The following is a 24,851-nucleotide window of genomic DNA, read 5'->3' as shown; positions in this document are numbered from 1 at the left end:
ATGAAGCGCAATCCCTGGTGGTTAGCTGTACTGACGTCGGCGGTCGTGACCCTGTCTGGCTGTGGCAGCCTGGGGCCGAAAACGGTCCAGCAGGACCAGGTCGATTACGGCTTCAGTGTCGCCCAGAGCTGGAAGAACCAGATGCTGGCCAACCTGGTCAAGCTGCGGTATGTCGACATGCCGGTGTTCGTGGATGTGGGCCAGATCGTCAACGGTTACTCGCTGGAAACCACGGTTAACGGTGGGTTGGGCTTTGGCAACGCGCTGGGTGGAGGCGACACCCAGGCGCTGGGCGCAACCGGCCGCTATACCGACCGCCCGACCATCACCTACACACCCAAGACAGGCACCGTGTTCCTGCGCAGCCTGCTGGAACCCATTGCCCCGGACGCGCTGCTGTCGCTGGTGGCCGTCGGCTACAACGCAGAACTGCTCTTCACCTGGGGCGTCGAGTCCGTCAATGGCGTCAAGAACTACTCCACTAATGGCGCCCGGACGGTGGAGCCGGCGTTCAAGGAGTTCACCCGGCGCCTGACCGAGCTGCAGGCCAGTGGCGGCATCGGCTTCGAGATCCGTGCCGAAAAAGACACCGGGCGCAACCTGATTTTCTTCTTCAATGACGAGAACGAAAGCGAGTTTGTGCGCGATGAGCACCGCCGCGCGCGCGAGCTGCTGGGCCTGGATGAAGCGCGCCATGAGTACGTGGTGCAGTACTCACCGTACCGGATCGGCGATGATGTGCTGGCCATCCAGACCCGCTCCATCCTGCAGGTCTTGATGGGCATGTCCCGCTTCGTCGAGGTGCCGGCCGACAAAGCCTCCCGTGCGGTGCCCGGGTTCCAGGGGGTGCAGCTTGACCAGGCGCCGTTTCACGTCAATGTCGGCTCGAGCCGGCCGGACGAGGCCTATGCCAGTGTCCGCTATGGCGGCGACTGGTACTGGATCGATCATGACGACCTGTCCTCGAAGCGGGTGTTCACGCTGATGATGTTCCTGGTCACGCTCACCGACCACTCCGGCCCCGACGTGGCGCCGGTGCTGACGATCCCGGCGCAATGAGCGGCGCGGGCAAGCTGAAGCCGTCGTCACTCGTGGTCAGTGCCGGCCGGCCCCGCGACCGGGGCCAGGCGCTGAACGCGCCGCTGGTGCCGGCCAGCAATTTCATACTGGGTGATGAGCCGGTGTACTCCCGTGAAGACGGCACCGCCACCTGGGCCGCGTTCGAGGACGCCGTCGGCGCCCTGGAGCATGGCCGTGCGATCTCGTTCTCCAGTGGCATGGCGGCCGTGGCGGCGGTGTTTGAACAGGTGCCGGCTGGCGGCCGGGTCGTGCTGCCGGATGACTGTTACCAGGGCGTCGTCCGGCTCGCGCTCGAAGGCGAACAGAAAGCGCGTTGGCGGGTGACGCGGTTGCCCACCGAAGACACCCCCGCCTGGGTAGCGGCGGCCGGGGAAGCAGATCTCCTTTGGCTGGAAACGCCATCCAACCCGCAGCTCATCCTGGCCGACCTGGACGCCATCGCGGCAGTGCCGCGCCGGCAAGGGGCGCTGCTGGCGGTCGACAATACCTTTGCGACGCCGCTCAATCAGAGACCACTGGAGCGCGGCGCGGATATCAGCCTGCATTCGGCGACGAAATACCTGGGTGGTCACTCCGACCTGCTGGCCGGCGTGGTCGCCGTAGGCGATGACGAGCTGTATGGCCGGCTCTTCGCCGCGCGCCAGTGCAATGGCGCCACCCCCGGCACGCTGGAGGCCTGGCTGTCCTTGCGCGGCATGCGCACGCTCGCGGTCCGGCTCGAACGCGCGCAGGCCAATGCCGCCCGTATCGCCGCGTTTCTTGAGGGCCACCCGGACGTGGTCGACACGCGCTACCCGGGGCTCGAGTCACACCCCCAGCACGAACTGGCGCGGCGCCAGCTCGATGGTTACGGCGCCATCGTCAGTTTCGTACTGGCCGATGCGACCGCGGCCGACCGCCTGTGCGAGTCCGTTCGGTTGATCCACCACGCCACCAGCCTGGGGTCGGTGGAATCGACACTCGAACGACGCGGCGTGCATGCCGGGCAAGGGCACCTGCCGCCAGGGTTGATCCGCCTGAGTGTCGGTATCGAAGACGCCGATGACCTGTGTGCCGACCTGGCCCAGGCGTTGTCCACGACTTAGCTTGCCCGCGATGCGGCGCTGACCATCGCGCCGACCTGCTCGACCAGGGCCGGCGTGACCGCTCCCGGGCGCATGCGCCAGCGCCAGTTGTCCTGGGTTGTTCCCGGCCGGTTGAGGCGGGCTTCCGAGCCCAGTCCCAGCAGGTCCTGCATCGGCGCGAGGGCGATGGCGGCCGGGCTGGACAGCGCCAGTTGCAGCATGTCCAGGTGGATGGTCTCCGGCTGGCCACCGGTCACGGCCAGCGCGCGCTGGCGGTGCAGGGCGATGTCCTGCGCGCTGCGGGTGTCGTCACCCGTGCCGCGGAACCAGCCCAGCGTGGTGTCATTGTCGTGGGTGCCGGTGTAGCACACCGCGTTCTCGGCGATCTTGCCGGCATCGAACCCGGCTTCGCCCACTTCGAACTGCAGTACCACCATGCCGGGGATGCCGTGGCGCTCGCGCAGAGCATCGACTTCCGGAGTGATCACGCCCAGGTCCTCGGCGACGATGCGCAGCTTGCCCAGGGCGCGTTCAACTGCCTCGAACAGCGCGTCACCAGGCCCCGGTAGCCACTCGCCGGCGCGCGCGGTGGTGGCGCCAAACGGCACCGACCAGAAGGCCTCGAAACCGCGGAAATGGTCGATGCGGACCAGGTCATTCTGTTCCGCGGCATGGCGCAGGCGCTCCACCCACCAGGCGTAGCCGGTGTCGCGGTGGTGGCCCCAGTCGTACAGCGGGTTGCCCCAGAGCTGGCCGTCTTCGCTGAAATAGTCGGGTGGTACGCCGGCCACGTGCGAAGGCCGTCCGGCGGCGTCGATCTTCAGCAATTCGCCCTGGGCCCAGGCATCGGCGCTGTCCAGCGCGATGTAGATGGGCATGTCGCCGAACAGGCAGACGCCGCGATCAGCGGCGTAGGTTTTCAGGGCGCGCCACTGGCGGTGAAACAGGAACTGCGTAATGCGGGTCTGCTCGATGGCCCGGCGGTGGCGGTCGCGCGCATTGGCGAGGTCGGCCGGTCGCCGGCGCGCGAACCCGGGCGCCCACTCCGGCCAGGGCCGCTCACCATGCGCGGTCTTGAGCACACGGAACAGTGCGTAATCGTCCAGCCAGCGCGGTCCGGCTTCGTGCTGGAAGTCATCGTACTCGGCTTTCATGGCGCTGGTCGCGGTGCGGTCGAAGGCTTCAGCCGCCTGGCCCAGCAGGGCCCGCTTCATCGGGATCAGTCGGCCGTAGTCGACGTAATCGGTGGCCAATGAGCGCAGCGGCTCGAGCTGGTCGGCTTGCAACAGGCCGTCCACGACCAGAGGCTGCAGCCCCACCAGGTTGGCGTTGCCGGCGAACGCCGAAAGCGGCTGGTAGGGCGAGTCACCATAGGCCGTGGGCCCCAGCGGCAGGTACTGCCAGACGCCGATGTTCATGGCCACGAGCTGGTCGATGAACGCCCGGGCGCAATCACCCATGTCGCCGATGCCATGCTCACCCGGCAATGAGGTCAGGTGCATGCCGATGCCGGCCAGTCGCCGTCCGGCCAGGAAGGGTCGGGCCGCGTGGGTCGAAGGCCCGTTCATTGCGGTTGCTCCGACGGCTCCGCGCTGGCATCAACGCGCAGGGTCGCCACGCCGGCGATGGCCATCAGCACGCCACCCAGCACCAGGCCGTAGATCGGCTGGCCTTCGAACAGCACGCGCAGCAGCAGCCCCAGCAGCGAGGCGGCAACGATCTGCGGAATGACGATAAAGAAGTTGAACAGGCCCATGTAGACGCCCATCTTGGTGGCCGGCAGGACCCCGGACAGCAGGGCATAGGGCAGCGACAGTATCGACGCCCAGGCGAAACCGACGCCGATCATCGGCACGATAAGCCAGGCCGGGTCTCGGACGAAGATGAACGCGACCAGTCCGGCGCCGCCCAGCAGCAGGTTAAGCAGGTGAGCGCGGCGGCAGCCCATGCGCCTGGCTGTCCACGGGATCACGATGGCCGCCAGCGCGGCGAAACCGTTGTAGGCGGCGAACAGCACGCCGACCCAGTTGGCGCCCTCGTTGTAGGCGGCGCTGGCGGGGTCGGTGGCACCGTAGTGGTGGCCGGTCACCGCGGAAGTGCAGTAGATCCACATGGCGAACAGGCCGAACCAGGAGAAAAACTGCACCACGGCCAGTTGTCGCATTACCCGTGGCATGGCGAACAGGTCGGCGGTGACCTGGTACAGACCGCCCGACGTCTGCCCGCGGGCCGCCTTCGAGCTGCAGTACAGTTGCAACAGGCCGAAGGCGATGGCGCCGGCGGCCAGGATGAACAGCTGCTTGTCCAGCCCCGCGAGCATGATCCATGCCAGCAATGCACCACCCGCCACACACCAGGCCAGGCCGCCGTTGCGGAACCGGGCCGGCGGCCTGGGCGGTGTGGCCGGCACCGCGGCACGCGCGGTGGAAGCGGCCTCCCAGGCTTCGAGTTGCTCCGGGGCGTATTCCCGGGAGCGGACCACGGTCCAGGTGACCGCGCCCAGGAAGGCCACGCCGCCCAGGTAGAACGCCCACTTCACGGTGTCCGGAATCACGCCCGGGGCGGCGGTGTTGTCCATGCCGACGACATTGGCCAGCAGCCAGGGCAGGGCGGACGCCACCACGGCGCCGGTGCCGATGAAGAAACTCTGCAGCGCAAAGCCCTTCGTCCGCTGGCGCCGCGGCAGGTTGTCACCGACAAACGCCCGGAACGGCTCCATGGAGATATTGATGCTGGCGTCCAGGATCCACAGCATGCCCGCGGCGAACCACAGCCACGGTGAGTGCGGCATGGCCAGCAGTGCCAGCGACGCCAGGATCGCGCCGGCCAGGAAGTAGGGCCGCCGCCGGCCCAGGCGGTTCCAGGTGCGGTCGCTGTAGTAGCCGACGATGGGCTGCACCAGCAGGCCGGTGATGGGCGCCGCGACCCAGAGGATGGGCAGCGCATCGATGTCGGCGCCCAGGGTCTGGAAGATCCGGCTGACGTTGGCGTTCTGCAGGGCAAAACCAAACTGGATGCCCAGGAAGCCGAAACACATGTTCCAGATCTGCCAGAACGACAGCGCCGGCTTGCGGTCACTCATGGCCGTGGCCGAGCTCATTCGCCGTCGCCGGCCTTGAAGCGAATGGCAGTGCCGCCACCGGCCGCCAGCACCAGTTCGAGCGTGTCACCGGCGGTGACGTCCCGTTCGCTGACATCGACAGGGTAGGGGTTGCTGTCCCAGTGGGCGTCATCGCCGTCGCGGTAGATCTGCGCGGTATACGTGCGCCCCGGCTCAAGGAAGTCCAGTGGCACGGGCACGGTGCGGGCCTGCTCGTCGGTGAGCGCGCCCAGGTACCAGTCGTCACCGCCACGCGCCTGGCGGGCGATGGCCACGTAGTCACCGACTTCGCCGGCCACGCCGACACTCTGCTCCCAGTCGGTGGGCACGTCGAGGATGAACTGGAAGGCCTGCGGGTGCTTGGCATAGTTTTCCGGCAGGTCGGCGGCCATCTGGATGGGGCTGTAGAGCACCACGTACAGCGCCAGTTGCTTGGCCAGCGTGGTTTCCACGCGGTTCTCCGCGTCTTCGCCATTGGGCATCAGGTCGAACACGCCCGGGGTGAAGTCCATCGGCCCGGCCAGCATCCGCGTGAATGGCAGGATGGCCGTGTGCTCAGGCGGGTTCGGCGGCGTGCCCCAGGCGTTGAACTCCATGCCGCGCGCGCCTTCGCGCGAGATCCAGTTGGGGTAAGTGCGGCGCAGGCCGGTGTCCTTGACCGGCTCATGGGTGTTGATGCTGATCCCGCGTTCGGCCGCCTCGGTGACCGAGCGCAGGTACTCGCCCACGGCAAACTGGCCGTCGTGCCATTCGTAATGCGCCAGGCCGTTGTCGTCGACGCGTTTCAGCTGGCCGGCGTCGGCCACGTAACCGGTTTTCACCTGGGTCACGCCCAGGCGCTGGTACAGGTCGTAGGCATCCTGCATCTGGTTGGCGTAGTTGCTGACGTTGCCGGAGGTCTCGTGATGGCCGATCAGCCGCACGCCGCGCTCGGCGCCATAGGCCGTGACGGCCTCGATGTCGAAGTCCGGGTAGGGCTCGGTGAAGCTGAACACGTCGCCGTTGTGGTACCAGTCGCCGTCCCAGCCGATGTTCCAGCCTTCCACCAGCACGCCGTCGAAGCCGTGCTCGGCGGCAAAATCCATGTAGCGCTTGGTTTCTTCCGTGGTCGCGCCGTGCTTCGGCCCGCTACCCCAGGTGCGCGCGTTGATATGCATGGCCCACCAGATACCGATGTACTTGCCGGGCTCGACCCAGGAGACGTCGCCCAGCGCATTGGGCTCGTTCAGGTTCAGGATCATGGTTGAGTCCAGCAGGCCGGCGGCGTTGTCGGCCAGCTGGATGGTGCGCCAGGGCGTGTGGAACGGCGCGCGGGTCTTCACGCGGGTACCGTCGGACCATGGCGTCAGGTTGGCCTGGAAAACGCCTTCGCGGCGCTGGTCCAGCACATAGCCGGCGTAATCCACCAGCGCGGCCTCGTGCAGGCTGACGTGGGTGCCGCCCGGGGTGCGCACCGTCATCGGTGTGTGCGCCATCATCACGTCGTTGACCGCCGTGGTGTTGTAGACGTACTCGTAGCGGTTGTAGCGGCGCCCGGGAATCCACCACGCCGTGCCTTCGCGGTCCAGTGCGAACTCGGTCAGTTCGTCGACGATGACCAGTTCGTCGTAACCGGGCTGTTCGGGAATTTCGTAGCGGAAGCCGATGCCGTCGTCGAAGGCGCGCACGCGCAGGACATAGCGCGCGCCGTCGGCGTTCTGCAGCGTGACCGCCATCTCGTTGTAGTGGTCGCGGACCACCCGGCGCTCACCCCAGGGCTGTTCCCACTCTGAATCGGCGCTGGCGGTGTCCACGGATGTCACCGTCATGTCTTCGTGAAACTCCGGGTGGGCGGCGAAGCGCATGCCCAGCCGGGACGGTGCGATCACGGTCTCGTCACTGCGCGCGACGCTGTAGCGGGGCGCGCCGTACGTGTCGATCTCCAGGATCAGCGTGTTGCGTCCGTCCGGCGAGGTCACGCGGGCCGGAACGGCGGGTTCGTCGGCGCCCGCGGGGGCGGCGGTCAGGGTCGCGGCCAGCAGCGCCAGCGGCAGGGTCCAGGTTTTCAGAGTCACGGTGAGCCTTGATGGTTGTGATTGTCGTGATGTGCCAACGCTAATGCACCGTGACGGCCGATTCCACGGGCCGTAAGGTTGAATACGTTTGCAGATGTAACGGTCTCCGGCGGGTGTCCCCTAGAATCCGGAGGCATGAACAGAATCAATCGCCTGGCGTGCGTATGCGCCGTTTTCATGGGTGTGGCAATCGCCCCGGTTTCCACGCTCGCTGACACCGCCCCGGCGCTGCGGGTCGACCCGCCGAACTGGTGGACCGGCTTTATCGAAACCGAATTGCAGTTGATGGTCCACGGCCAGCAGATATCGCGATTCGACGTCAGCGTGGACGCGCCGGGCGTGACCGTGCTCCGCACAGAAACGGCCGAGCACCCGGATTACCTGTTTGTCTACCTGGACATCGGTGAGGGCGCCCAGGCGGGCGAGTTCAACCTGGTCTTCGAGGACGGCAACCGGGTCATCCTGCAGCCCTATACGTTGCAGGAAAAAAATCCGGACCCGGCTTACACCGCCGGTTTCGGCCCGAAAGACGCGATCTACCTGGTCACGCCCGACCGCTTCGCCAACGGCGACACCGGCAACGACAACCTGCCCGGCTGGGGTGATGCCGTCGACCGGGCCAACCCCGGCGGCCGCCATGGCGGTGACATCCAGGGCCTGGCGGAACGGCTCGACTACATTGGCGACATGGGGTTCACCGCCGTCTGGCTGAACCCGCTGCTGGAAAACCGCATGCCGGAGTACTCGTACCACGGTTACTCGACCACGGATTTCTACAACGTCGACCCGCGTTACGGCAGCAACGAGGATTACCGCGCGCTGGTGGCGGCTGCCCGCGAGCGCGGCATCGGCGTGATCATGGACATGATCGTCAACCATATTGGTTCGGGCCACCCGTGGATGCAGGCGCTGCCCTCGGATGACTGGCTGAACCAGCCGCGGCAGCGCGCCATCACCTCGCATGAGCGGATTGCCGACCTCGACCCGAATGCCGCCCAGGCCGACCGCGACGCGTTCAACGATGGCTGGTTCGTCGACACCATGCCGGACCTGAACCAGCGCAACCCGCTGCTGGCCGACTACCTGACCCAGAACGCGCTGTGGTGGATCGAGACCCTGGGGCTGGCCGGTATCCGCATGGATACCTATCCGTACCCGGACAAGCACTACATGACCGAGTGGACCCGGCGCGTGATGCTGGAATACCCGGGTTTCAACGTGGTCGGCGAGGAGTGGTCCATCAATCCGTCCATCGTCGCCTACTGGCAGCGAGGGCAGGTCAACCATGACGGCTACGTGTCCTGGCTGCCCAGCCTGATGGATTTCCCCACCCAGGCCGCCATGGCGCACGCGCTGACCTCTGGCCCCAGCGGCGTTCCCGGAGACCCGCGGCCCGGCGGCATGATGGGCCTGTACCGCGCCATCGCCAATGATTTCGTCTACCCCGACCCGCACGCCCTGGTGACCTTCGCCGACAACCACGACATGTCGCGCATCGCCACCCAGCTGGGCGACGACCCGGCGCTGTTCCGCCAGGCCATGACCTGGCTGCTGACCACGCGCGGCACGCCGCAGGTCTACTACGGCACGGAGATCATGATGTCGCACCCGGGCGATGACTCGCACGGTGTGATCCGCAGCGATTTCCCGGGCGGCTGGCCCGGCGATACCGTCGACGCGGTCAGCGGACAAGGCCTGGCGGAAGCGCAGAAGGCCGCGCAGGACTATCTGCGTACACTGCTGAACTGGCGCCGCGATGCCACGGTCGTCCACAACGGAAAAATGACCCACTTCATGCCGCAGAACGAAGTCTATGCCTGGTTCCGCCACGATGAGGAAGACAGTGTGATGGTGGTGCTCAGTGGTAACGACGAAGCGGTCGAGCTGCCGCTGGCGCGCTTTGCCGAGAGGCTGTCCGGCTTCAGCCACGCCAATGACGTGGTCACGGGCACGCGCTATGCCCTGGGCGAGGCGATCACGCTGCCACCACGCGCGGCGCTGGTGCTGCCGCTGCGGCGTTAACCGGGGGCGGCACGCCGGGGTGCGTTCAATCCCCGGCCAGCGCCCCGTACATTTTCAGGAACTCGTCATGCGGCGGCATCTTCGCCACCGGCTCGCCCTTGAGTCGGCGCATGCTGGTCAGTTTTTCCAGCAGCTGCGCCTCGTCCAGGCCGTCGGCAATCGGGTGGTAGTCGCCCGGGACCACGCCCTGGCCCAGCATCACCTGTAACCACGAAGGCTCCAGGAAGATATCCATGTCGTCCTGGAACAGGCTGCCGTTGGCGCGGAACAGTTCGATCTTCCTAGTCAGCCGTTCCGGCACCGACATGTGCCGCAGGTCGCGCCAGAAATCGCCGTCACGCTCGTTCAGGTGGTAGTGCAGGATGATGAAGTCGCGGATCTGCTCGTACTCGCGCCGCGACTGGCGGTTGTACTCGTTTACGGCCTCGGCATGGATGCCGTCGTGCGGGAAACGGTGCAGCAGGCGCACCACGGCGGACTGGATCAGGTGAATGCTGGTGGATTCCAGCGGCTCCAGGAAACCGCTGGCCAGCCCCACGGCCAGCACGTTGCGGTGCCACTGGCTGCGCGCGCGGCCGGTGCGGAAGCGAAGTGGCCGCGGGTCGCTGATGGCCGGCGTGTCCAGGTTAGCCAGCAGCAACTCCGCCGCTTGCTCGTCGTCCAGGTGGCGGCTGCTGTAGACCAGTCCATTGCCGTTGCGATGCTGAAGTGGAATGCGCCACTGCCAGCCGCCATCGTGCGCCGTGGCGCGCGTGTACGGCGTGCTGGCCTCGGCCGCCTGTGAAGGCACCGCCATGGCGCGGTCGCAGGGCAGCCAGTGGCTCCAGTCGTCAAAGCCCACGCCCAGGGCGCCCTGGATCAACACGCCGCGCTGTCCGGAGCAGTCGACGAAAAAGTTGCCGGCAACACGGCGGCCGTCATCCAGCACCAGCGCCTCGACGTGCCCGGTCTGCGGGTGCATGGCGACCTCGGCGACGCGCCCCTCGGTACGCACCACGCCGCGCGCCTCGCTGTAGCGCCGCAGGTATTGGCCGTAGAGCCCCGCGTCGAAGTGGTAGGCGTACTTCACCTCCCACATCGGGTCGTCGGCCTTCAATTTTGCGAAGCGCCCGGCCTGGCACATCAGGTAGTTCAGGTCGTAGTCCCACAGATTGCTGTCGTGGCCGGCCAGGCGGGCGCGGTTCCAGAAGTGATGGAAATGGCAGAAGGCCTGGCTGCGCCCGGGTGCGCCAAAGGTATGAAAGTAGCCTTCCCCGGGAACACGCCAGTCGTCGAACCGGATGGCCAGTTTCAGCGTGGCGCGGGTTGCACGCAGGAACTCGGGCTCGTCCAGCCCCAGCACGGTGTTGACGTTCTGGATGGGCGGGATGGTCGCCTCGCCGACACCGACGATGCCGATCTGCTCGGATTCAACCAGCTCGATATCGATGGTGTCCGGCAGCACCCGTCGCAGCAGCGCCGCGGACATCCAGCCCGCCGTGCCGCCGCCCAGGATGATCACCTTCTGGATGCGTTTGCTCATGGTTAGTCCTGCCGATAAAAAAGAGCCCTGCCAGACATGCTAGCAGGGCTCAGCCTGGAGACGCCTTGAGTTACCAGAACTTGTAGATGGCGGTCAGCAGGTAGTTGGCGCCGAAGGTCTGGTAAAGGGTGACTTCCCGTGAATCATCGTTGGTCTGCACGGTGTCCTCATCGGTCAGGTTCTGGCCCTGCAGCGCCAGCGACAGGCCACCCAGCCAGCCCTGGTGCCCGGCCAGGCCGAAGTCGTAGCGCACCTGCGCATCGACCAAGGTCGCGCCCTGGTCGACCGTCGGCGTCAGCGCCAGGCTGGTGCCGCGGGTCTCGGTGGCGTACTCGCTGCGATCGGTGACCGCGACTCGGACGTCAAAGCCGCCGCGCTCGTAAAACAGCGTGGCCGAGTAGTTTTCCTCGGACAGACCCGGGACCATGCTGCCGTCATCCAGCTCGCCGTCGATAAAGGTGGCGGTGAGGATCGCACCGAAGCCGTCCAGGCCGTCCCAGAGGATGCGGAACGGGAAGATGGTCTGCAGTTCCAGGCCCTGAACGTCGCCGGTCAGGCCGTCCTCGCGGAAGCTCAGCAGGCCCTCAAACGTCGCCGGTGTGTAGACCACGCCGTCGGTATCGACCACCTGGTGGTAACCCGGGATGTAGAACTGGCTGAAGTCGACGATGGTGGTGCCGGCGCGATGCCAGTTCACCAGGTCCTTGTAGAACGCCGCGGCGGAGAAGATGCCGTCTTCGGCGAAATACCAGTCCCAGGCCAGGTCCAGCTGGTTGGCTTCCAGCGGCCGCAGGCGTGCATTGCCGGCGCTGCCCGACCAGGCGCTGTTCTGCGGGTCGGTGGTGTTGATGCTCGACAGGTTGAAGCTGAATGAGACCTGCTGGTTCGAGCGCATGTCGTCCATGCGCGGCCGGCTGACCGTTTTCGACGCCGCGAAGCGCAACATGTGGCCGTTGCCGAAGTCGTAGTTCAGGTTCAGGCTGGGCAGGTAGTCGTGGTAGGACGCGCCATCTTCGATGGGGTTCTTCTGTACATACAGGTCCGGCCCGGTGAAGGTGCCAAAACCCTGCGAATTCTGGTCGACATCGATGTACTGCACGCCGACGTTGCCGAATAGTGAGCCGGGGCCAAACTGCCACTCGAAATCGAGCTTGGCGAACAGGTTCCACTGTGTCTCGTTGACCGTGTAGCTGTCACCCAGGCGCGAAGTTTCCAGTTGCTGCGCGTCAGAGGCGATGTAGTAGCCGTCGTTGTACAGGCCCAGGCCGTCGTAAGCGACCACGCCAGGGATGCCGATGAAATCCATCGACGTGATACCCACACGGTACTGCTCCGGAATCGGCTCGTCATAGGGCCAGCTGGGCGCGGTCAGGTAGAAGCCGCGGTTGTCCTTGGTCTTGGAGCGGTCGGAGTAGTTGGCGCCCACGGTGATCTCGGTGAAGCCGTTCCAGTCCAGGTCGCGCACCACGTCCAGCCGCACCGTGGTCAGGTCCTCGTCGAATGACGGCTCGTTGACGAAGCCGTCCTGCGCGTTCGGCGGGCCAATCACGGAGCCGTCCGGCAGGGTCTGTTCGGCAAACTGCTGGATCGGTGCCATGGCGCCACCCCAGGCCTGCGGGCCCGCCAGGCGGATCAGGTCCCAGTCGGTCAGGTCGACCATCGGAATGGTCGGGTGCGGGCTGTAGATGACGCCGGTTGGCGTCATGGTCCAGCTGCGCGCGGTCGGGTCGCCCTGGGTCATCAGGCCGGCACGGCCGACGCCCGAGTAGCTCTCGATGTTGGTGATGGTTTTCTCGACATCGCTGACCGCGGCATCGAACTCCACCCGCAGGTCATCACTCAGGTCCCATTCCACGTTCAGGCCGACGGTGCTCAGCTCGGCGTCCTTGCGCTCGGCGTCGTTACGGATCACCGACAGGAAGCCGGCATCGATGGTGCCCGAGGTGACGAAACCATTGTCGACACCGGTGACGGTGTAGCCGCCCGTGCCCCATTCCGCGCCGCCTTCCTCGATGCCACGGAAGACCTTGTCTTCGAGGAAGTCGATGTAGACCGCGTCCAGGGTCATGGTCAGGTTGTCATTCGGCGCCCACTGCAGCACGCCGGAGATCGTGTCGCGCTCCAGCATGGCCGAGCGGACAAAGGAGTCGTGGCCGCCCAGGATGGTCTCGCTGCCGGTCAGGCTGACGTTCGGGCCGGCATTGGCCGGGTTGGCCGTCGGGTAACCCCAGCCGCGCATCTGCAGTTCCTGGCTGGGTGATTCCGTGGTTGCCGCGGCGAAGGACACGCCGAAGGTGCCGTCGGCGAAGGTGTCGGAGAAGCTCAGCGCCAGGCGGTGGCCGTTGTCATCGAAGTCCGGGTTGCCGGATTCCAGGTCGTTCTGCTCGTAGGTGCCATTGATGGCGAAGTAGCCATCGGAGTCCAGCGGTCGGTTGGTGCGGATGTCGACGATACCGCCGATGCCCTGGACCATCTGCGTCGCGTCCGGGGTTTTGTAGACCACCATGCCGCTGACGATCTCGGATGGGTACAGGTCGTACTCCACGCCGCGGTTGTCACCCATGCCCAGCAGTTCGCGGCCGTTCAGCGTGGTGCCGACATAGTCTTCCTTGAAGCCCCTCACCGAGATGCCGGACACGCGGCCGTTGCGGCGCTCACCGGACACACCCGGCAGGCGGGCCAGCGATTCGGCGATGCTGGAGTCGGGCAGTTTGCCGATGTCCTCGGCCGAGATCGCGTCGACAATCGTCGTGCTCTCGCGCTTGGTGTCGATCTGGTTGATCAGGCTGGCGCGGTAGATGCCGGTGACGACGACTTCCTCCAGCAGGGGCTGGTCATCGGTGGCGTCTTCCGCCTCCTCCTGCGCGAAGGCCTGCGGCATCGACGCCAGGAGCAGAGAGATGGAGGCCGCCAGGTCCTTGCGGCGGAAACGTCTGGTGCTTGTTTTCATGTGGATCCCCGATCGAATTGAATGAGCCGTGTGCCTTGGAATCTGCACTGTGGCGAAACCATACGCCCGGCCCATTCGGGGGAACAAGAACTTGCAAACGTATTCAGATCAGGGGGTCACACGGCGGACACGTTGTCCTGCGGTGTCATTATCGCGGCGTGGATTCAAGGGTGAAAAGTCACGCAAACCCGCGTCAGTGCTATGATATCGGCCATAACCGCCGGCCACGGAATTACCCCCGTCGGCGTCAGAAAAAAGAGACCCATGGGCTCAGGAAAAACCACATCGTTTGACATCGCGCAGGCGGCCGGCGTGTCGCAGGCCACCGTGTCGAGGGCGCTGAGAAACAGTCCGCTGGTCAACGTCGAGACCCGGCAGAAGGTCAAGCGTATCGCCCGCGAGCTCAATTACCGGGTCGACCGCAGCGCCGCCGGTCTGCGCTCGCAGCGCAGTAACACGCTGGCGCTGCTGATTTTCGAGGACCCGACCACCGACGACTCGCAGATCAACCCGTTTTTCCTCTCGCTGCTGGGCAACGCGACTCGGTTTGCCGCCCGCCGCGGCTACGATGTACTGGTGTCGTTCCAGCAGCTCAGCGACGACTGGCTGTACGAGTACGAGGCCGCCAACCGCGCCGATGGCATCATCCTGTTGGGCTACGGCGACTACGGCAAGATTTCCGACAAGCTGCGCCGGCTGCACGACGATGGCGGCCATTTCGTCATCTGGGGCGCGACCACGCCGGAGCTGGAAGGCCACGCCATTGGCTGCCGCAACCGCAACGGCGGTGAAATCATCACCCGGCACCTGCTGGCGCTGGGCCGGCGGCGCATTGCCTTTATCGGCGGCGCCAGTGATGACTGCCCGGAGTTCAAGCAGCGTTTTGAGGGTTACTGCGCGGCGCTGGAAAACGAAGGCGTCTGGGTGCGCGACGAATTACGCGTGGATGCGGAGAACCAGGAAACGTCCGGCTTTCAGGCCATGGATCGACTGCTGGAGAGCGGAGCGCAGTTCGACGCCGTGCTCGGGGCCAGCGACCTGATCGCCATCGGCGCGATGAAGCGTATGCGCAAGGCTGGCCTGTCGATCCCCGAAGATGTTTCCGTGGCCGGTTTCGATGACATCCCGGCGGCGTCCTACTTTACGCCGTCACTCACCACCATGCGCCAGGACACCCGCGCCGCGGCCGAGGCCCTGGTCGACAACCTGCTGGCGATGATCGACGGCCAGCCGGGGCAGTCGCAGCTGCTGCCGATGGAACTGGTCGTGCGTGGTTCCTGCGGTGGCCGCGACCGCGGCTAGTCGCGCGTCTGTCCGTCGCCGCGCACCACCCACTTGTAGGACGTCAACTCCGGTAAGGCCATCGGTCCGCGCGCGTGCAGTTTCTGCGTGCTGATGCCGATCTCAGCGCCCATGCCGAACTGCCCGCCGTCGGTGAACGCCGTGGAGGCGTTGGCATAAACGGTAGCGGCATCGACCTCGTTCAGGAAGCGCTCGATGACGGCCGGGTCGGTGGCGACGATGGCCTCGGAATGCTTCGAGGAATGCGCGTGAATATGATCCAGCGCTTCATCCAGCCCGTCGACCACCTTCACCGACATCCGCATGGACAGGAATTCCTGGCCGAAATGCTCGGGCGCGGCGTGGTGCAGTGCGGCGGCGTAGTGGCCTTCGAGTACGGCAAACGCGGCGTCGTCGGCGTAGACCTCGGTGGTGTGGGTTTCGCCCAGGTCCGACAACAGTTCCGGCAGCTGCGGCAGCCAGTCGCGGTGCAGGACCAGGGTGTCCAGCGCATTGCACACCGAGACCCGGCGTGATTTGGCGTTGGTAATGATCTTTTTGGCCTGATCGAAGTCAGCGCTGGCATCGACATAGGTGTGGACGATGCCGGCGCCGGTCTCGATCACCGGCACTCGCGCGTGGTCGCGGACGAAATCGATCAGGCCCTTGGAACCGCGCGGGATGGCGAGATCGATGTAGTCACTGGCTTCCAGGATAGGCCCCAGCATCTCGCGCTCGGGCGGTGCCAGGTAGCAGGCGCCTGCCGGCAGGCCGAACTCGGCCAGCACCTCGTGAATCAGCCCGACGATGACGGCGTTGCTGTCGCGCGCGTCGCTGCTGCCTTTCAGTACGCAGGCGTTGCCGCTGCGCAGGCTCAGCGCGAACACGTCGAAGGTGACATTGGGGCGCGATTCATAAATGACGGCGATCACGCCCACTGGCACGCGCACCTTGGTCAGCGCCAGGCCGTTGTCCAGGGTCTTCTCTTCCAGCACCTCGCCGACGGGGCAGGGTAGCTGCGCTACCCGGGTCAGGTCGGCGGCGATGGCGGCCAGGCGCTCCGGGTCCAGCAACAGGCGGTCGTACTTGGGGTTCTCCGGGTCCATGCGCGCCAGGTCCTGGCGGTTGGCGGCGAGGATGGCGTCGGTGGCCTCCAGCGCGCGCTCGGCCACGCGGTTCAGCACCTTGGCCGAGGTCTCTGGCGTCATCCGCGCCAGCTGCCGGGCGGCGGCGCGGGCGCCGGTCAGGCCTTCTCGAATGGCCGCGGGCATGCCGCCTTCAGTGGTGCTGGTGGCGGGGGTGATGTCCTTAATCGAGCAGGTAGAGGTAGTCATAATGAATCAGTGGTTTCATGTCGCGTTGGCCGAGCGCGGCGCGCGCCTCGGCATGATCGTATTGTGAACGCCCGCAGCCCAGCACGCGACCATCGCTGGCACGCACCTCGATGACGTCGCCACGCAGGAACTCGCCCTCGACGGCTTCCACGCCCACCGGCAGCACGCTGGCGAGTTTCGCGGGGTCAGTCAGCACCGCCTCGGCGCCGGCGTTGACCACGGCCGCGCCCAGCGTGTGGCCGTCCATGCTGGCCAGCCAGCGCCTTGCCGACGAGGCCTGGCCACCCGCCGGAAACACCGTGCCGCGCGCGGCGCCGTCGGCGAAGCCCGCCAGCACGCCTTCGTCGCGGCCATCGGCCACCAGCGTTTCGATGCCCAGTCCGGCGGCCTTGCGCGCCGTGGCCAGCTTGCTGTGCATGCCGCCGCGCCCCAGTTTCGAGGTGCCGCGCTGCAATAGCGCATCGGCGTCGTGGGTTTCATCGTCCCAGCGTTCCACCAGGGTGCCCTCGGCATCCAGCACCCCGGCCACCTGGGTCAGCAGGCACAGGTGGCTGGCGCCGACCATGGCCGCCACCAGTCCGGCGAGTTCATCGTTGTCGGTAAACATCAGCTCGGTGACGGAGACCACGTCGTTCTCGTTCACCACCGGCAACAGGCCGGCGCTCAGCAGCCCCTCCAGGCAACCGCGCATGTTCAGGTAATGCCCGCGGCTCTGGAAATCGCTCTTGCTGGCCAGCACCTGGGCGATGGCCAGGTCGTGGTCGGCAAAATGCAGCCCCCAGGTGGCCATCAACCGCACCTGGCCGGCCGCGGCCAGCACCTGGCGGCGCGTGACCGGGTTGTCGAAGCCGGCGTCATCCACCACGCCCACCCCGGCGGCCACGGCGCCCGAAGACACCAGTACGACTTCCCAGCCATCGGCGCGCAACGCCGCGATCTGCCGCGCCAGGCCCGCCAGGACCGCGGCCGACAGCCCCCCGGTACTCTCGCAGAGCACCTGGCTGCCCACTTTCACCACCATCCGTCGCCGCGCCATTTTCAAGTCCGTCAAAGTCGCCGGGAAAAGCGATCAGTGTAGCAAAACCCCTGCCGCCCAAGCGTCTTGTACGCAGCCGGAAAAATAGCGTGTCGGTTCGATATGGCAGGCGTTCATCCCGGCTTTCCGTCCACCCTGGGTCTTAGCAGGATGGGCGTGTATACCAGGGCGAAAACTAGAAAGCTCGCCATCCACAACAGGCCGGCGATGGTGATCAGCTGGCCATACGCGAAGGGCAGGACCGCCGGACCGAATACGCGGAGCGCCGCCGCCAGTGTCACCATCAGGTATGAAACCGTCATGATGGGTGGAACCCGCAATTCGCGTCCTGTGTGTCCCAGCGAGGCCCGCGACATGACGGCCAGGATCATCGTGGCGGTGGCGCCGGCGCCGAGCGCGTGCATCCAGAATGCGGCCCAGGAAAAACCACCGAGAAGGAAAGCTGCCTTGAGGAGCAATCCGACTGGAAGCCAGGCATAGGCCAGGTGCAATATCCACACGATGGGTTCCGCGAGGGTGTGCTGCCCGTTCCAACGTGAAAGACGCGCCGCCTGCGCCAGTCCTGCGAGAACGGCGATAACGCCGGCCCAGGTCGTCATCGGCAGTACCACGTCGATCACCAGCAGCGCGACCATGGCCAGGATGACCAGGCGCTCCAGCCAGGGCACGGCGCGAAGGATTGGTTCGTGGCTGCGCTGCCGCAGGGCGTTGGCCGTGAAGGCCGGAACGATCCGCCCACCGATGACCGTGATCAGCAACAGCACGAGGTTCAGCGCGAAGGTCAGCGAGGCTCCGGAAAGCGCGGCGTCGCCGCGACGCAAGCCGGTCATGAATACGACGTCGGCGGCCCACAATGCGAGCAGAACCAGCAACAACTTCGTGTTTCGGTTGCGGGATCGCAGTAGCGCCGGCGCGATCATCGCCGCCAGGGCGGGCAGAAACGTCAGTTCCAGGACGGCGAGAATTCCGTACGGTACCGAGCCCGCCATCGCGAATACGACGCGCCCGGCGAGCCAGAGCGCGACCAGCGCCACAAGCGGCCAACCACCGAAACCGCGGGTGCCCGTCCAACTGGGGACGGCGGTCAGCATGAAGCCGGCAATGGCGGCGGTGACGAAGCCGAACAGCATTTCGTGGCCGTGCCACAGGGTCACCGGCAGGCCGCCGGACCAGGTCATCCGTCCCTGGAAGATGAGCAGCCACCCACCCAGGCCGACGACCGCGAACCAGCCGGCCAGGAGAAAGAACGGACGGAAGCCGTAGGCGAACAGCGTCAACCCGACCCCTGCCGTTTTCATGGCCTCGCGTCCATCGCGTTCATGTCCGACCAGAGCCCGGAAAACAGTCCAACCGCACCGGGCGAGCTCAACAGCGGGTCGCGGGCCTGCAGCTCGCCGATGACACAGGGACAGACACCCCGGCACGCCAATCCCGTGCACCGTTGCGGATGCGCATGGTCCTCCGCCTGGCAGCTTTCCAGGCATCGTTGCCGGTGTGCGTTTTTCCGGCGATCTGGGGCATTAGCTGCGGTCACGGGACTATCTCCTGGTTCCTGTCACAAAAGTGATCATGTGCATGAGGTATTTATTGAGAATGATTATCATTAAATACCATCATACACGCCAGTGACCAGGTTCGGCTTGACCGCGGTCAAGCCGACCGGCCGCGGGCGAGGGTCGCTATCGGTGGTAGTCGCCGGCTCGCTCGGGCTGGTAGAGGACGTCGGTGATGCGAACTTTCAGGAATCCGCCGCCCGGTTTGGGCCATTCGATTTCATCGCCCTGGGAAAGGCCGAGGAGCGCACTGCCCACCGGCGCCAGGATGGAGATGGTTTTCCCGCTCGAGTCCATGTCCCTGGGATAGACCAGCGTGAGCTCGAATTCGCTTTGCGAGGATTCGACGAAAAATCGCACGGTCGAGTTCATGGTCACGGTCGTCGAGGGGATGTCCCTTGGCTCCACGACTTTCGCGCGTTCCAGTTCCGCCTCCAGACCGCTGACGCTGGCGATGTCGTCGGCCGGCAGTCCTTCCAGGAGTGCGTAAAGGCGTTCCAGGTCCATGGATGAGAGGGTGATTTCCGGTCTTGTATTCATTTCATCGCTCATGGTGATCGGCGACGCAGTCGGTTTTGCGTCGTCCGGAAGCAGGTATCCGGGATTATGGGTACACCGGTGAATAAAAGCCACCGGACCGCATTCGGCGCCTAGGTGATCACCACGGGAACCCGGCGATAACCGCCGAGTGGCGCCGTTTCGCGTTCCGGCGGCAGATCGTCGGCCAGGTAGAGCGACTGGACCGCCGACAGCAACGACCGGGCCAGTATTCTGAGTTCCCATGTGGCCAACAAGCGTCCCGGACAGACGTGCCTGCCGGCGCCGAAGACGAGATTCGCCGCCGCGTGACCCTCGGGATCGAAACAATTGTGGTCGAATACGCGTTCGTCCCGGTTGGCGGAGGTCCAGTTCAGCCTGACCGTGGCACCTTCGGGAATTTCATGACCGCCAATTCGTACGGGGCAGGTGGTAACGCGGCGGTTGGACACGAACGGGTCGTCGAGGCGCAGTATCTCGTCGATCACCGCATCCACTCTCGCGCCCGTCGCTGAACGCAGTTGTCTCATCAGCGCCGGGTGGCGCCCCAGGAATTCCAGCAACACGCCGACTGATAAGGCGATGGACCCGAGATCGCCACCCGTCCAGTTGCGGAGGATTGAAACTAGTTCCTCGTCGGTCAGCGAACGCCCGTTCACCTGCTCACGGCACAGCCTGGTGGTGACGTCGTCGCTGTGTGGCGCGCCGGGCGCGCGTCGCGGTGCGATGACCGAGCGTATGATACCGTCGAACCGCTCAGCCACCGCGGCCGCTCTCGCGGGGTCCGCGCTCCGGGCGACCGCGAAGTTCTCCCGGATCCAGGCCAGCAGATCGCATTCCAGTTCTCCGGGCCAACCCAGCCAGGCACACTGGGCCCGGACCCCGAACGGCATTCCGATGTCGGTCACGGCGCAGAGCGTGTTCCGTCTGGGCAACGTCGCCACCAGCTGCTCGGCGACCTGTTCGAAAATGGAAATGAATGGCGTCAGCGCCTCACGGCTGAGGTATCGGTCGACGATGTTCCGGTATCGCGAGTGCGTTTCGCCATTGAGGCCGTTCGGTATCTGCAGGAATCGCGACGCCCCGCTGGAAAACCGCTCGTCGTCCAACGCCGCCGCGAGCACTTCGGCATGTCTGAGCAACACCCACTCGCCCCGGGCGTTCCGGACCACGGCATGTTCCGGTCTCAGCTCATCGGTGCGGGCCCGAAGGTCGAGGCCCGCAAGGGGAACGCTTTCCGGCAGTTGTCCGTTCACGATTCAGCAATCCATGGCACCCCGGGTCTAGCCGCCCAGTCCCAGTTGCGCCTTGCCTTGCTCATAGACGATGTCCACAGGGATATCGGCGGCTGACAGGCGATCCAGGTCGGCCTGCAACAACGGGCTGACGTTGCCCATCTCGGCGACGAAGGTGGCCACCGCGTCGTAGTCGCCGTCGCCCTGCAGGGTCAGGATTTTTCGGCTCAGCGATTCCACCGCGGCCTCGAAGGCCTCGACGTTGACGCGGTACTGGCCGTCGTCATTGCGCTCGAAGGCGCCAGCCTGGGCGAAGTAGTTGAAGCGGATCATGTTGGCGCGGCCGTGGGCGCTGGAGGCGCCGAAGCGCACCGAGCGGAAGATACCGGCCAGGAAGGTGACGTAGTTGTCCATGACCTCGCCCTCGGTGATCTCGCCCATCTCGCGCAGGCGCTGGACCATGTACAGGCCCAGGATATCGGCCTTGCCTTCTTCCAGGGCCGAGGCGTGCTCCTTCAGCGCGGCGCGCACGGTGCCGGCGCCGTCCAGCGTGGTCTTGATGCCCAGGCCGTGGGCCACCTCGTGGAACATGGTGTTGCCAAAGAAAGCGTCGAAGGTGATGTACTGGCGCTGGTCGGGGGCGATCAGCTCGTCGGCGATGGGCTCCAGGATCTTGTCGTACTTGGCGCGCATGGCGTTCTTCAGCTGCAGGCGGCGCGTGCCCTTGGCCAGCTGCACTTCCTCGTCGTTGGGCAGATTGATGGCGATTGTCTTGGAGCCCGAGTTGGCGTCGCCGGCGACATAGGCCACGTCGTAGGCGTTCAGGTCGGCATCGGAGCCGGGCATTTCGGCCTTGTATTCTTCCGCCACCGGCAGGCCCTCCTGCAGCACCGGCATGTGCTGCGCGAAACGCGCCAGCCGCTCGCTCCAGGCCTGGTCCTTGACCAGCACGAAGGTTTCGAAGGCGGCGCGATAGCCGAACAATGCATCCTGGTAATGCTCGATGGGGCCGATGACCAGTTCGATGTCGTTGTCCTTCATGTCCATCCAGGCCATGTCGGAGGGCTGGTAGTCGTCGCTCAGCAATGCGTCGGCGCGCAGGCGCAGGTAGTTGGCGAATCCTTCGTCCTCGGCCAGTTCGGCGGCTTCGCGCAGTTTGGTCGCGATCTGCCCCATTTCCCCCGCCCACTCGGTGGCGTAGGGCACCAGGACCAGGTTGCCGGCGTCGTCGCGGCGCACCAGCGAGTACTGGCCGTCCTTGTCGGGCTGGTCCCAGGCCTCGAACTCTTCGCGGGTCATGTCCTTCGGGTACATGTTCGCGCCGGGCGGGCGCTCCCCATAGCCTTCCAGGAAGGTCTGCTCGTCATCGAGCCGGTCCCATGGGCCGTAATTGATCACCGCGAAACGTTTTGCGGCCGGGTCTTCAATCTGCTCGAGCAGGGCGTCCTTGTCGCCCCAGACCTGCTGCCAGAACAGGTCGTCGGTGATCTTCGCGGCGTCAATCAGCAGGCTGATCACCTGGCGCTGATTGTCGCTCAGGTGGCTGATGTCCGGGCTCAGTTCCACTGGCGTGTAAATGTCGAAGCGCGGGTTGCTGGCGGGTTCCACCGGTGGCGTGGTGGCTACGGCGACTTCGGCCGGCTCTGCCGCGGCTGGCGCGGTAGATTGCTTCGGCTCGGGTTCGGCCGGTCGGTCGCAGGCGGTCGCCAGCAGGGCGGTGAGGATGGCGAATGACAGGGTTGTGCGCGTCTTGGACATGGTGGTTCTGGTTCGGGAGCCGGAAACCGGTGAGTGTAGCAAAAGGATTCGCCCGGGCGGGCGGCCCTTCATGGTGGAAATTGATGCACAAAGGCCCTATCTGTGGGGCTAGCGACTATAATGGCCGGCCCCCGCGGGCGCGGGGCGGCAAGACTGTTTGGAGAGCCTGACATGCCCATCTACGAGTATCGCTGCGAAGGCTGCGGCCATGAGCTCGAAAAGCTCCAGCGCATGAGTGACGACCCGTTGCGTGATTGCCCCGAATGCGGCCAGGCGCAGCTGAAGCGGCTGATCTCGGCCGCCGGTTTCCGCCTGAAGGGTGGCGGCTGGTACGAGACCGACTTCAAGAGCGACAACAAGCGCAACCTGGCTGACAGCGGCAACGACAAGCCAAAGTCCGGCAGCAGCGACGCCGGCAAGACGCCCAAGACTGAAAAGAAAACCGCCTCGAAGACCGAGGCCAAATCGGCCTGACCCCAGGCCCGGAGCCCGTTATGCGTACCCATTTGTGCGGTGAAGTCACCGCTGAGCTGGCCGGCCAGGCCGTTTTCCTGTGCGGCTGGGTCGACCGTCGCCGCGACCTTGGTGGCCTGATCTTCCTTGGCCTGCGTGACCGCGCCGGTATCGTCCAGGTGGTCATCGAGCCGGACAGCGACGCCTTCGCCGACGCCGAGAAGCTGCGCAACGAGTTCTGCGTGCGCATCGAGGGCGAGGTGCGCATGCGCCCGGAGAGCCAGTGGAACGAGAACATGGCCACCGGTCGGATTGAAGTCGTGGCGACCAACGTCGAGTTGCTGAATGCCTCGGCACCGTTGCCGCTGCTGATGACCGACGAAGACGGCGAGGAAATCCGCCTGAAGTACCGCTACCTGGACCTGCGCCGCCAGCGCATGCAGCGCAACATGCGTATTCGCTCGGAGCTGAACCACTCCATCCGCGGCACGCTGCGCGAGCTGGGCTTCACCGAGTTCGAGACGCCGATCCTGACCAAGGCGACGCCGGAAGGTGCGCGCGACTACCTGGTGCCGTCACGCGTGCACCCGGGCGAGTTCTACGCGCTGCCGCAGTCGCCGCAGTTGTTCAAGCAGCTGCTGATGATGTCGGGCATGGACCGTTACTACCAGATCGCCCGCTGCTTCCGTGACGAGGACCTGCGTGCCGACCGCCAGCCGGAATTCACCCAGCTGGATATGGAAATGTCCTTCGTCGACGAGCAGGGCGTGCAGGACACGGCCGAGGCGCTGGTGCGCGCGGCCTTTGCCGACGTTCTTAACGTCGAGCTGCCGGCCGAGTTCCCGCGCCTGGCCTGGCGCGACGCCATGGAGCGCTACGGCTCTGACAAGCCGGACCTGCGCCTGCCGCTGCAGCTGGTGAGCGTGGACGAGCACGTCAAACACGTCGATTTCCGCGTCTTCTCCGGCCCGGCCAGCGATGACAGCCAGCGCGTGGCCGCACTACGAGTTCCCGGCGGGGCGCAGTTCTCTCGCAAGCAAATCGATGAGTACACCGATTACGTTTCCCGCTACGGCGCGAAGGGCCTGGCCTGGATTAAGGTGAACGACGCGGACACCGGCCTCGAAGGCCTGCAGTCACCCATCGCCAAGTTCCTGGACGATGCGGCCTGGTCCGGCATCGCCGCGGCCACGGGCGTGCAGACCGGCGACATCCTGTTCTTCGGCGCCGGTGACTGGGGTGTGACCAGCACCTTCATGGGCCAGCTGCTGGTGAAGACCGGCCGTGACCTGGACCTGGCCGAAGGCGACTGGGCGCCGCTGTGGGTGACCGACTTCCCGATGTTCGAGTGGGACGGCGACGAGCAGCGCTACTTCGCCATGCACCACCCGTTCACGGCGCCGAACGACGCCGACCCCGCGGCACTGAAAGCCGACCCGGCCGCCTCGCTGTCGCGGGGCTACGACCTGGTGCTGAACGGCAACGAGATTGGCGGCGGTTCCATCCGTATCCACCGCCAGGACATGCAGGCGGCCGTGTTCGAGCTGCTGGGTATCGGCGAGGACGAGGCGCAGGAGAAATTCGGCTTCCTGCTCGAAGCGCTGAAGTACGGCTGCCCGCCGCATGGTGGCATCGCCTTCGGCCTGGACCGCATCGCCGCACTGATGGCCGGCGAGCCGTCCATCCGCGACGTCATCGCCTTCCCCAAGACCACCACCGCGCAGTGTGTGCTGACCGACGCGCCGTCGGCGGTGCCGGCAACGCTGGTCGACGAACTGGGGCTGGCGCTGAAGCCGAAAGCCTGACGGTTCATTCCCCCGCGGGGGAATAGCCGTTAAGCTTCGAAGGGCCGGCGTCTGCCGGCCTTTTCCT

At 65.8% G+C, this 24,851-nt stretch carries 17 protein-coding genes; 6 read left to right on the top strand and 11 right to left on the bottom strand.

Annotated features, from left to right (window positions below; translation table 11 throughout):
• Positions 1–1,059 carry a hypothetical protein gene (locus F3N42_RS04000; protein WP_150863080.1) on the top strand — a complete coding sequence of 353 codons (1,059 nt, stop codon included), beginning with the start codon at positions 1–3 and terminating at the stop codon, positions 1,057–1,059.
• Positions 1,056–2,165: a trans-sulfuration enzyme family protein gene (locus F3N42_RS03995; RefSeq protein WP_150863079.1), complete on the top strand. Its 1,110-nt coding sequence runs from the start codon at positions 1,056–1,058 to the stop codon at positions 2,163–2,165. Before F3N42_RS04000 ends, F3N42_RS03995 begins: the two co-directional genes overlap by 4 nt.
• On the opposite strand, the gene malQ is transcribed toward F3N42_RS03995, so the two are convergent.
• Genes malQ through F3N42_RS03980 form a run of 3 tightly spaced genes read right to left on the bottom strand, consistent with a single transcriptional unit; the run spans position 2,162 to position 7,298 of the window.
• On the bottom strand, positions 2,162–3,712 hold the full coding sequence (gene malQ, locus F3N42_RS03990; RefSeq protein WP_150863078.1) for a 4-alpha-glucanotransferase: 1,551 nt from the start codon (positions 3,710–3,712) through the stop codon (positions 2,162–2,164). The two genes, F3N42_RS03995 and malQ, sit on opposite strands and share 4 nt — an antisense overlap.
• Entirely contained in the window at positions 3,709–5,244 is a 1,536-nt protein-coding gene (locus tag F3N42_RS03985) for an MFS transporter (RefSeq protein WP_224784679.1), read from the bottom strand. Before F3N42_RS03985 ends, malQ begins: the two co-directional genes overlap by 4 nt.
• Positions 5,241–7,298: a glycoside hydrolase family 97 protein gene (locus F3N42_RS03980; protein WP_224784677.1), complete on the bottom strand. Its 2,058-nt coding sequence runs from the start codon at positions 7,296–7,298 to the stop codon at positions 5,241–5,243. The genes F3N42_RS03985 and F3N42_RS03980 overlap by 4 nt, the downstream gene beginning before the upstream one ends.
• 135 nt (positions 7,299–7,433) lie before the next feature.
• Here F3N42_RS03980 and F3N42_RS03975 point away from each other — a divergent pair, with 135 nt between their 5' ends.
• Positions 7,434–9,320 (top strand): glycoside hydrolase family 13 protein, encoded by a 1,887-nt coding sequence (locus tag F3N42_RS03975; protein WP_150863076.1) that lies wholly within the window; start codon positions 7,434–7,436, stop codon positions 9,318–9,320.
• 25 nt (positions 9,321–9,345) lie between these two features.
• Here F3N42_RS03975 and F3N42_RS03970 read toward each other — a convergent pair whose 3' ends face one another.
• Positions 9,346–10,842 (bottom strand): tryptophan halogenase family protein, encoded by a 1,497-nt coding sequence (locus tag F3N42_RS03970; RefSeq protein WP_150863075.1) that lies wholly within the window; start codon positions 10,840–10,842, stop codon positions 9,346–9,348.
• 70 nt (positions 10,843–10,912) lie between these two features.
• Complete coding sequence (locus F3N42_RS03965; protein WP_191621222.1) at positions 10,913–13,792, bottom strand: TonB-dependent receptor; 2,880 nt, start codon at positions 13,790–13,792, stop codon at positions 10,913–10,915.
• Between the two features lie 264 nt (positions 13,793–14,056).
• On the opposite strand from F3N42_RS03965, the gene F3N42_RS03960 reads away from it, so the two are divergent.
• The gene (locus F3N42_RS03960) at positions 14,057–15,094 is read left to right on the top strand and encodes a LacI family DNA-binding transcriptional regulator (protein ID WP_150863074.1); all 1,038 of its coding nucleotides are present in this window, start codon (positions 14,057–14,059) and stop codon (positions 15,092–15,094) included.
• Here F3N42_RS03960 and F3N42_RS03955 read toward each other — a convergent pair.
• From F3N42_RS03955 to F3N42_RS03930, 6 genes are all read right to left on the bottom strand, one after another.
• A complete protein-coding gene (locus F3N42_RS03955) occupies positions 15,091–16,407 on the bottom strand; it encodes a glutamate-5-semialdehyde dehydrogenase (protein ID WP_150863073.1) in 1,317 nt (438 codons plus the stop codon). The genes F3N42_RS03960 and F3N42_RS03955 overlap by 4 nt on opposite strands.
• The gene (proB, locus tag F3N42_RS03950) at positions 16,382–17,443 is read right to left on the bottom strand and encodes a glutamate 5-kinase (RefSeq protein ID WP_150863072.1); all 1,062 of its coding nucleotides are present in this window, start codon (positions 17,441–17,443) and stop codon (positions 16,382–16,384) included. The genes F3N42_RS03955 and proB overlap by 26 nt, the downstream gene beginning before the upstream one ends.
• Before the next feature lie 113 nt (positions 17,444–17,556).
• Positions 17,557–18,720 (bottom strand): NnrS family protein, encoded by a 1,164-nt coding sequence (locus tag F3N42_RS03945; RefSeq protein WP_191621221.1) that lies wholly within the window; start codon positions 18,718–18,720, stop codon positions 17,557–17,559.
• Between the two features lie 402 nt (positions 18,721–19,122).
• A complete protein-coding gene (gene rnk / locus F3N42_RS03940) occupies positions 19,123–19,536 on the bottom strand; it encodes a nucleoside diphosphate kinase regulator (RefSeq protein WP_150863070.1) in 414 nt (137 codons plus the stop codon).
• Between the two features lie 110 nt (positions 19,537–19,646).
• Complete coding sequence (locus F3N42_RS03935) at positions 19,647–20,789, bottom strand: cytochrome P450 (protein ID WP_150863069.1); 1,143 nt, start codon at positions 20,787–20,789, stop codon at positions 19,647–19,649.
• Positions 20,790–20,816: 27 nt separating this feature from the next.
• Positions 20,817–22,526: a dipeptidyl-peptidase 3 family protein gene (locus tag F3N42_RS03930; protein WP_150863068.1), complete on the bottom strand. Its 1,710-nt coding sequence runs from the start codon at positions 22,524–22,526 to the stop codon at positions 20,817–20,819.
• A gap of 171 nt (positions 22,527–22,697) precedes the next feature.
• On the opposite strand from F3N42_RS03930, the gene F3N42_RS03925 reads away from it, so the two are divergent.
• A complete protein-coding gene (locus tag F3N42_RS03925; RefSeq protein ID WP_150863067.1) occupies positions 22,698–23,000 on the top strand; it encodes an FmdB family zinc ribbon protein in 303 nt (100 codons plus the stop codon).
• Between the two features lie 20 nt (positions 23,001–23,020).
• Complete coding sequence (aspS, locus tag F3N42_RS03920; protein ID WP_150863066.1) at positions 23,021–24,784, top strand: aspartate--tRNA ligase; 1,764 nt, start codon at positions 23,021–23,023, stop codon at positions 24,782–24,784.
• Positions 24,785–24,851: the final 67 nt, after the last annotated feature.

This window comes from Marinihelvus fidelis (assembly GCF_008725655.1).
In the GTDB taxonomy this organism is placed as follows: Bacteria; Pseudomonadota; Gammaproteobacteria; order Xanthomonadales; family SZUA-36; genus Marinihelvus; species Marinihelvus fidelis.
Note: the sequence above shows the minus strand (reverse complement) of the source record. Positions and strands in the feature narration are given on the sequence as shown.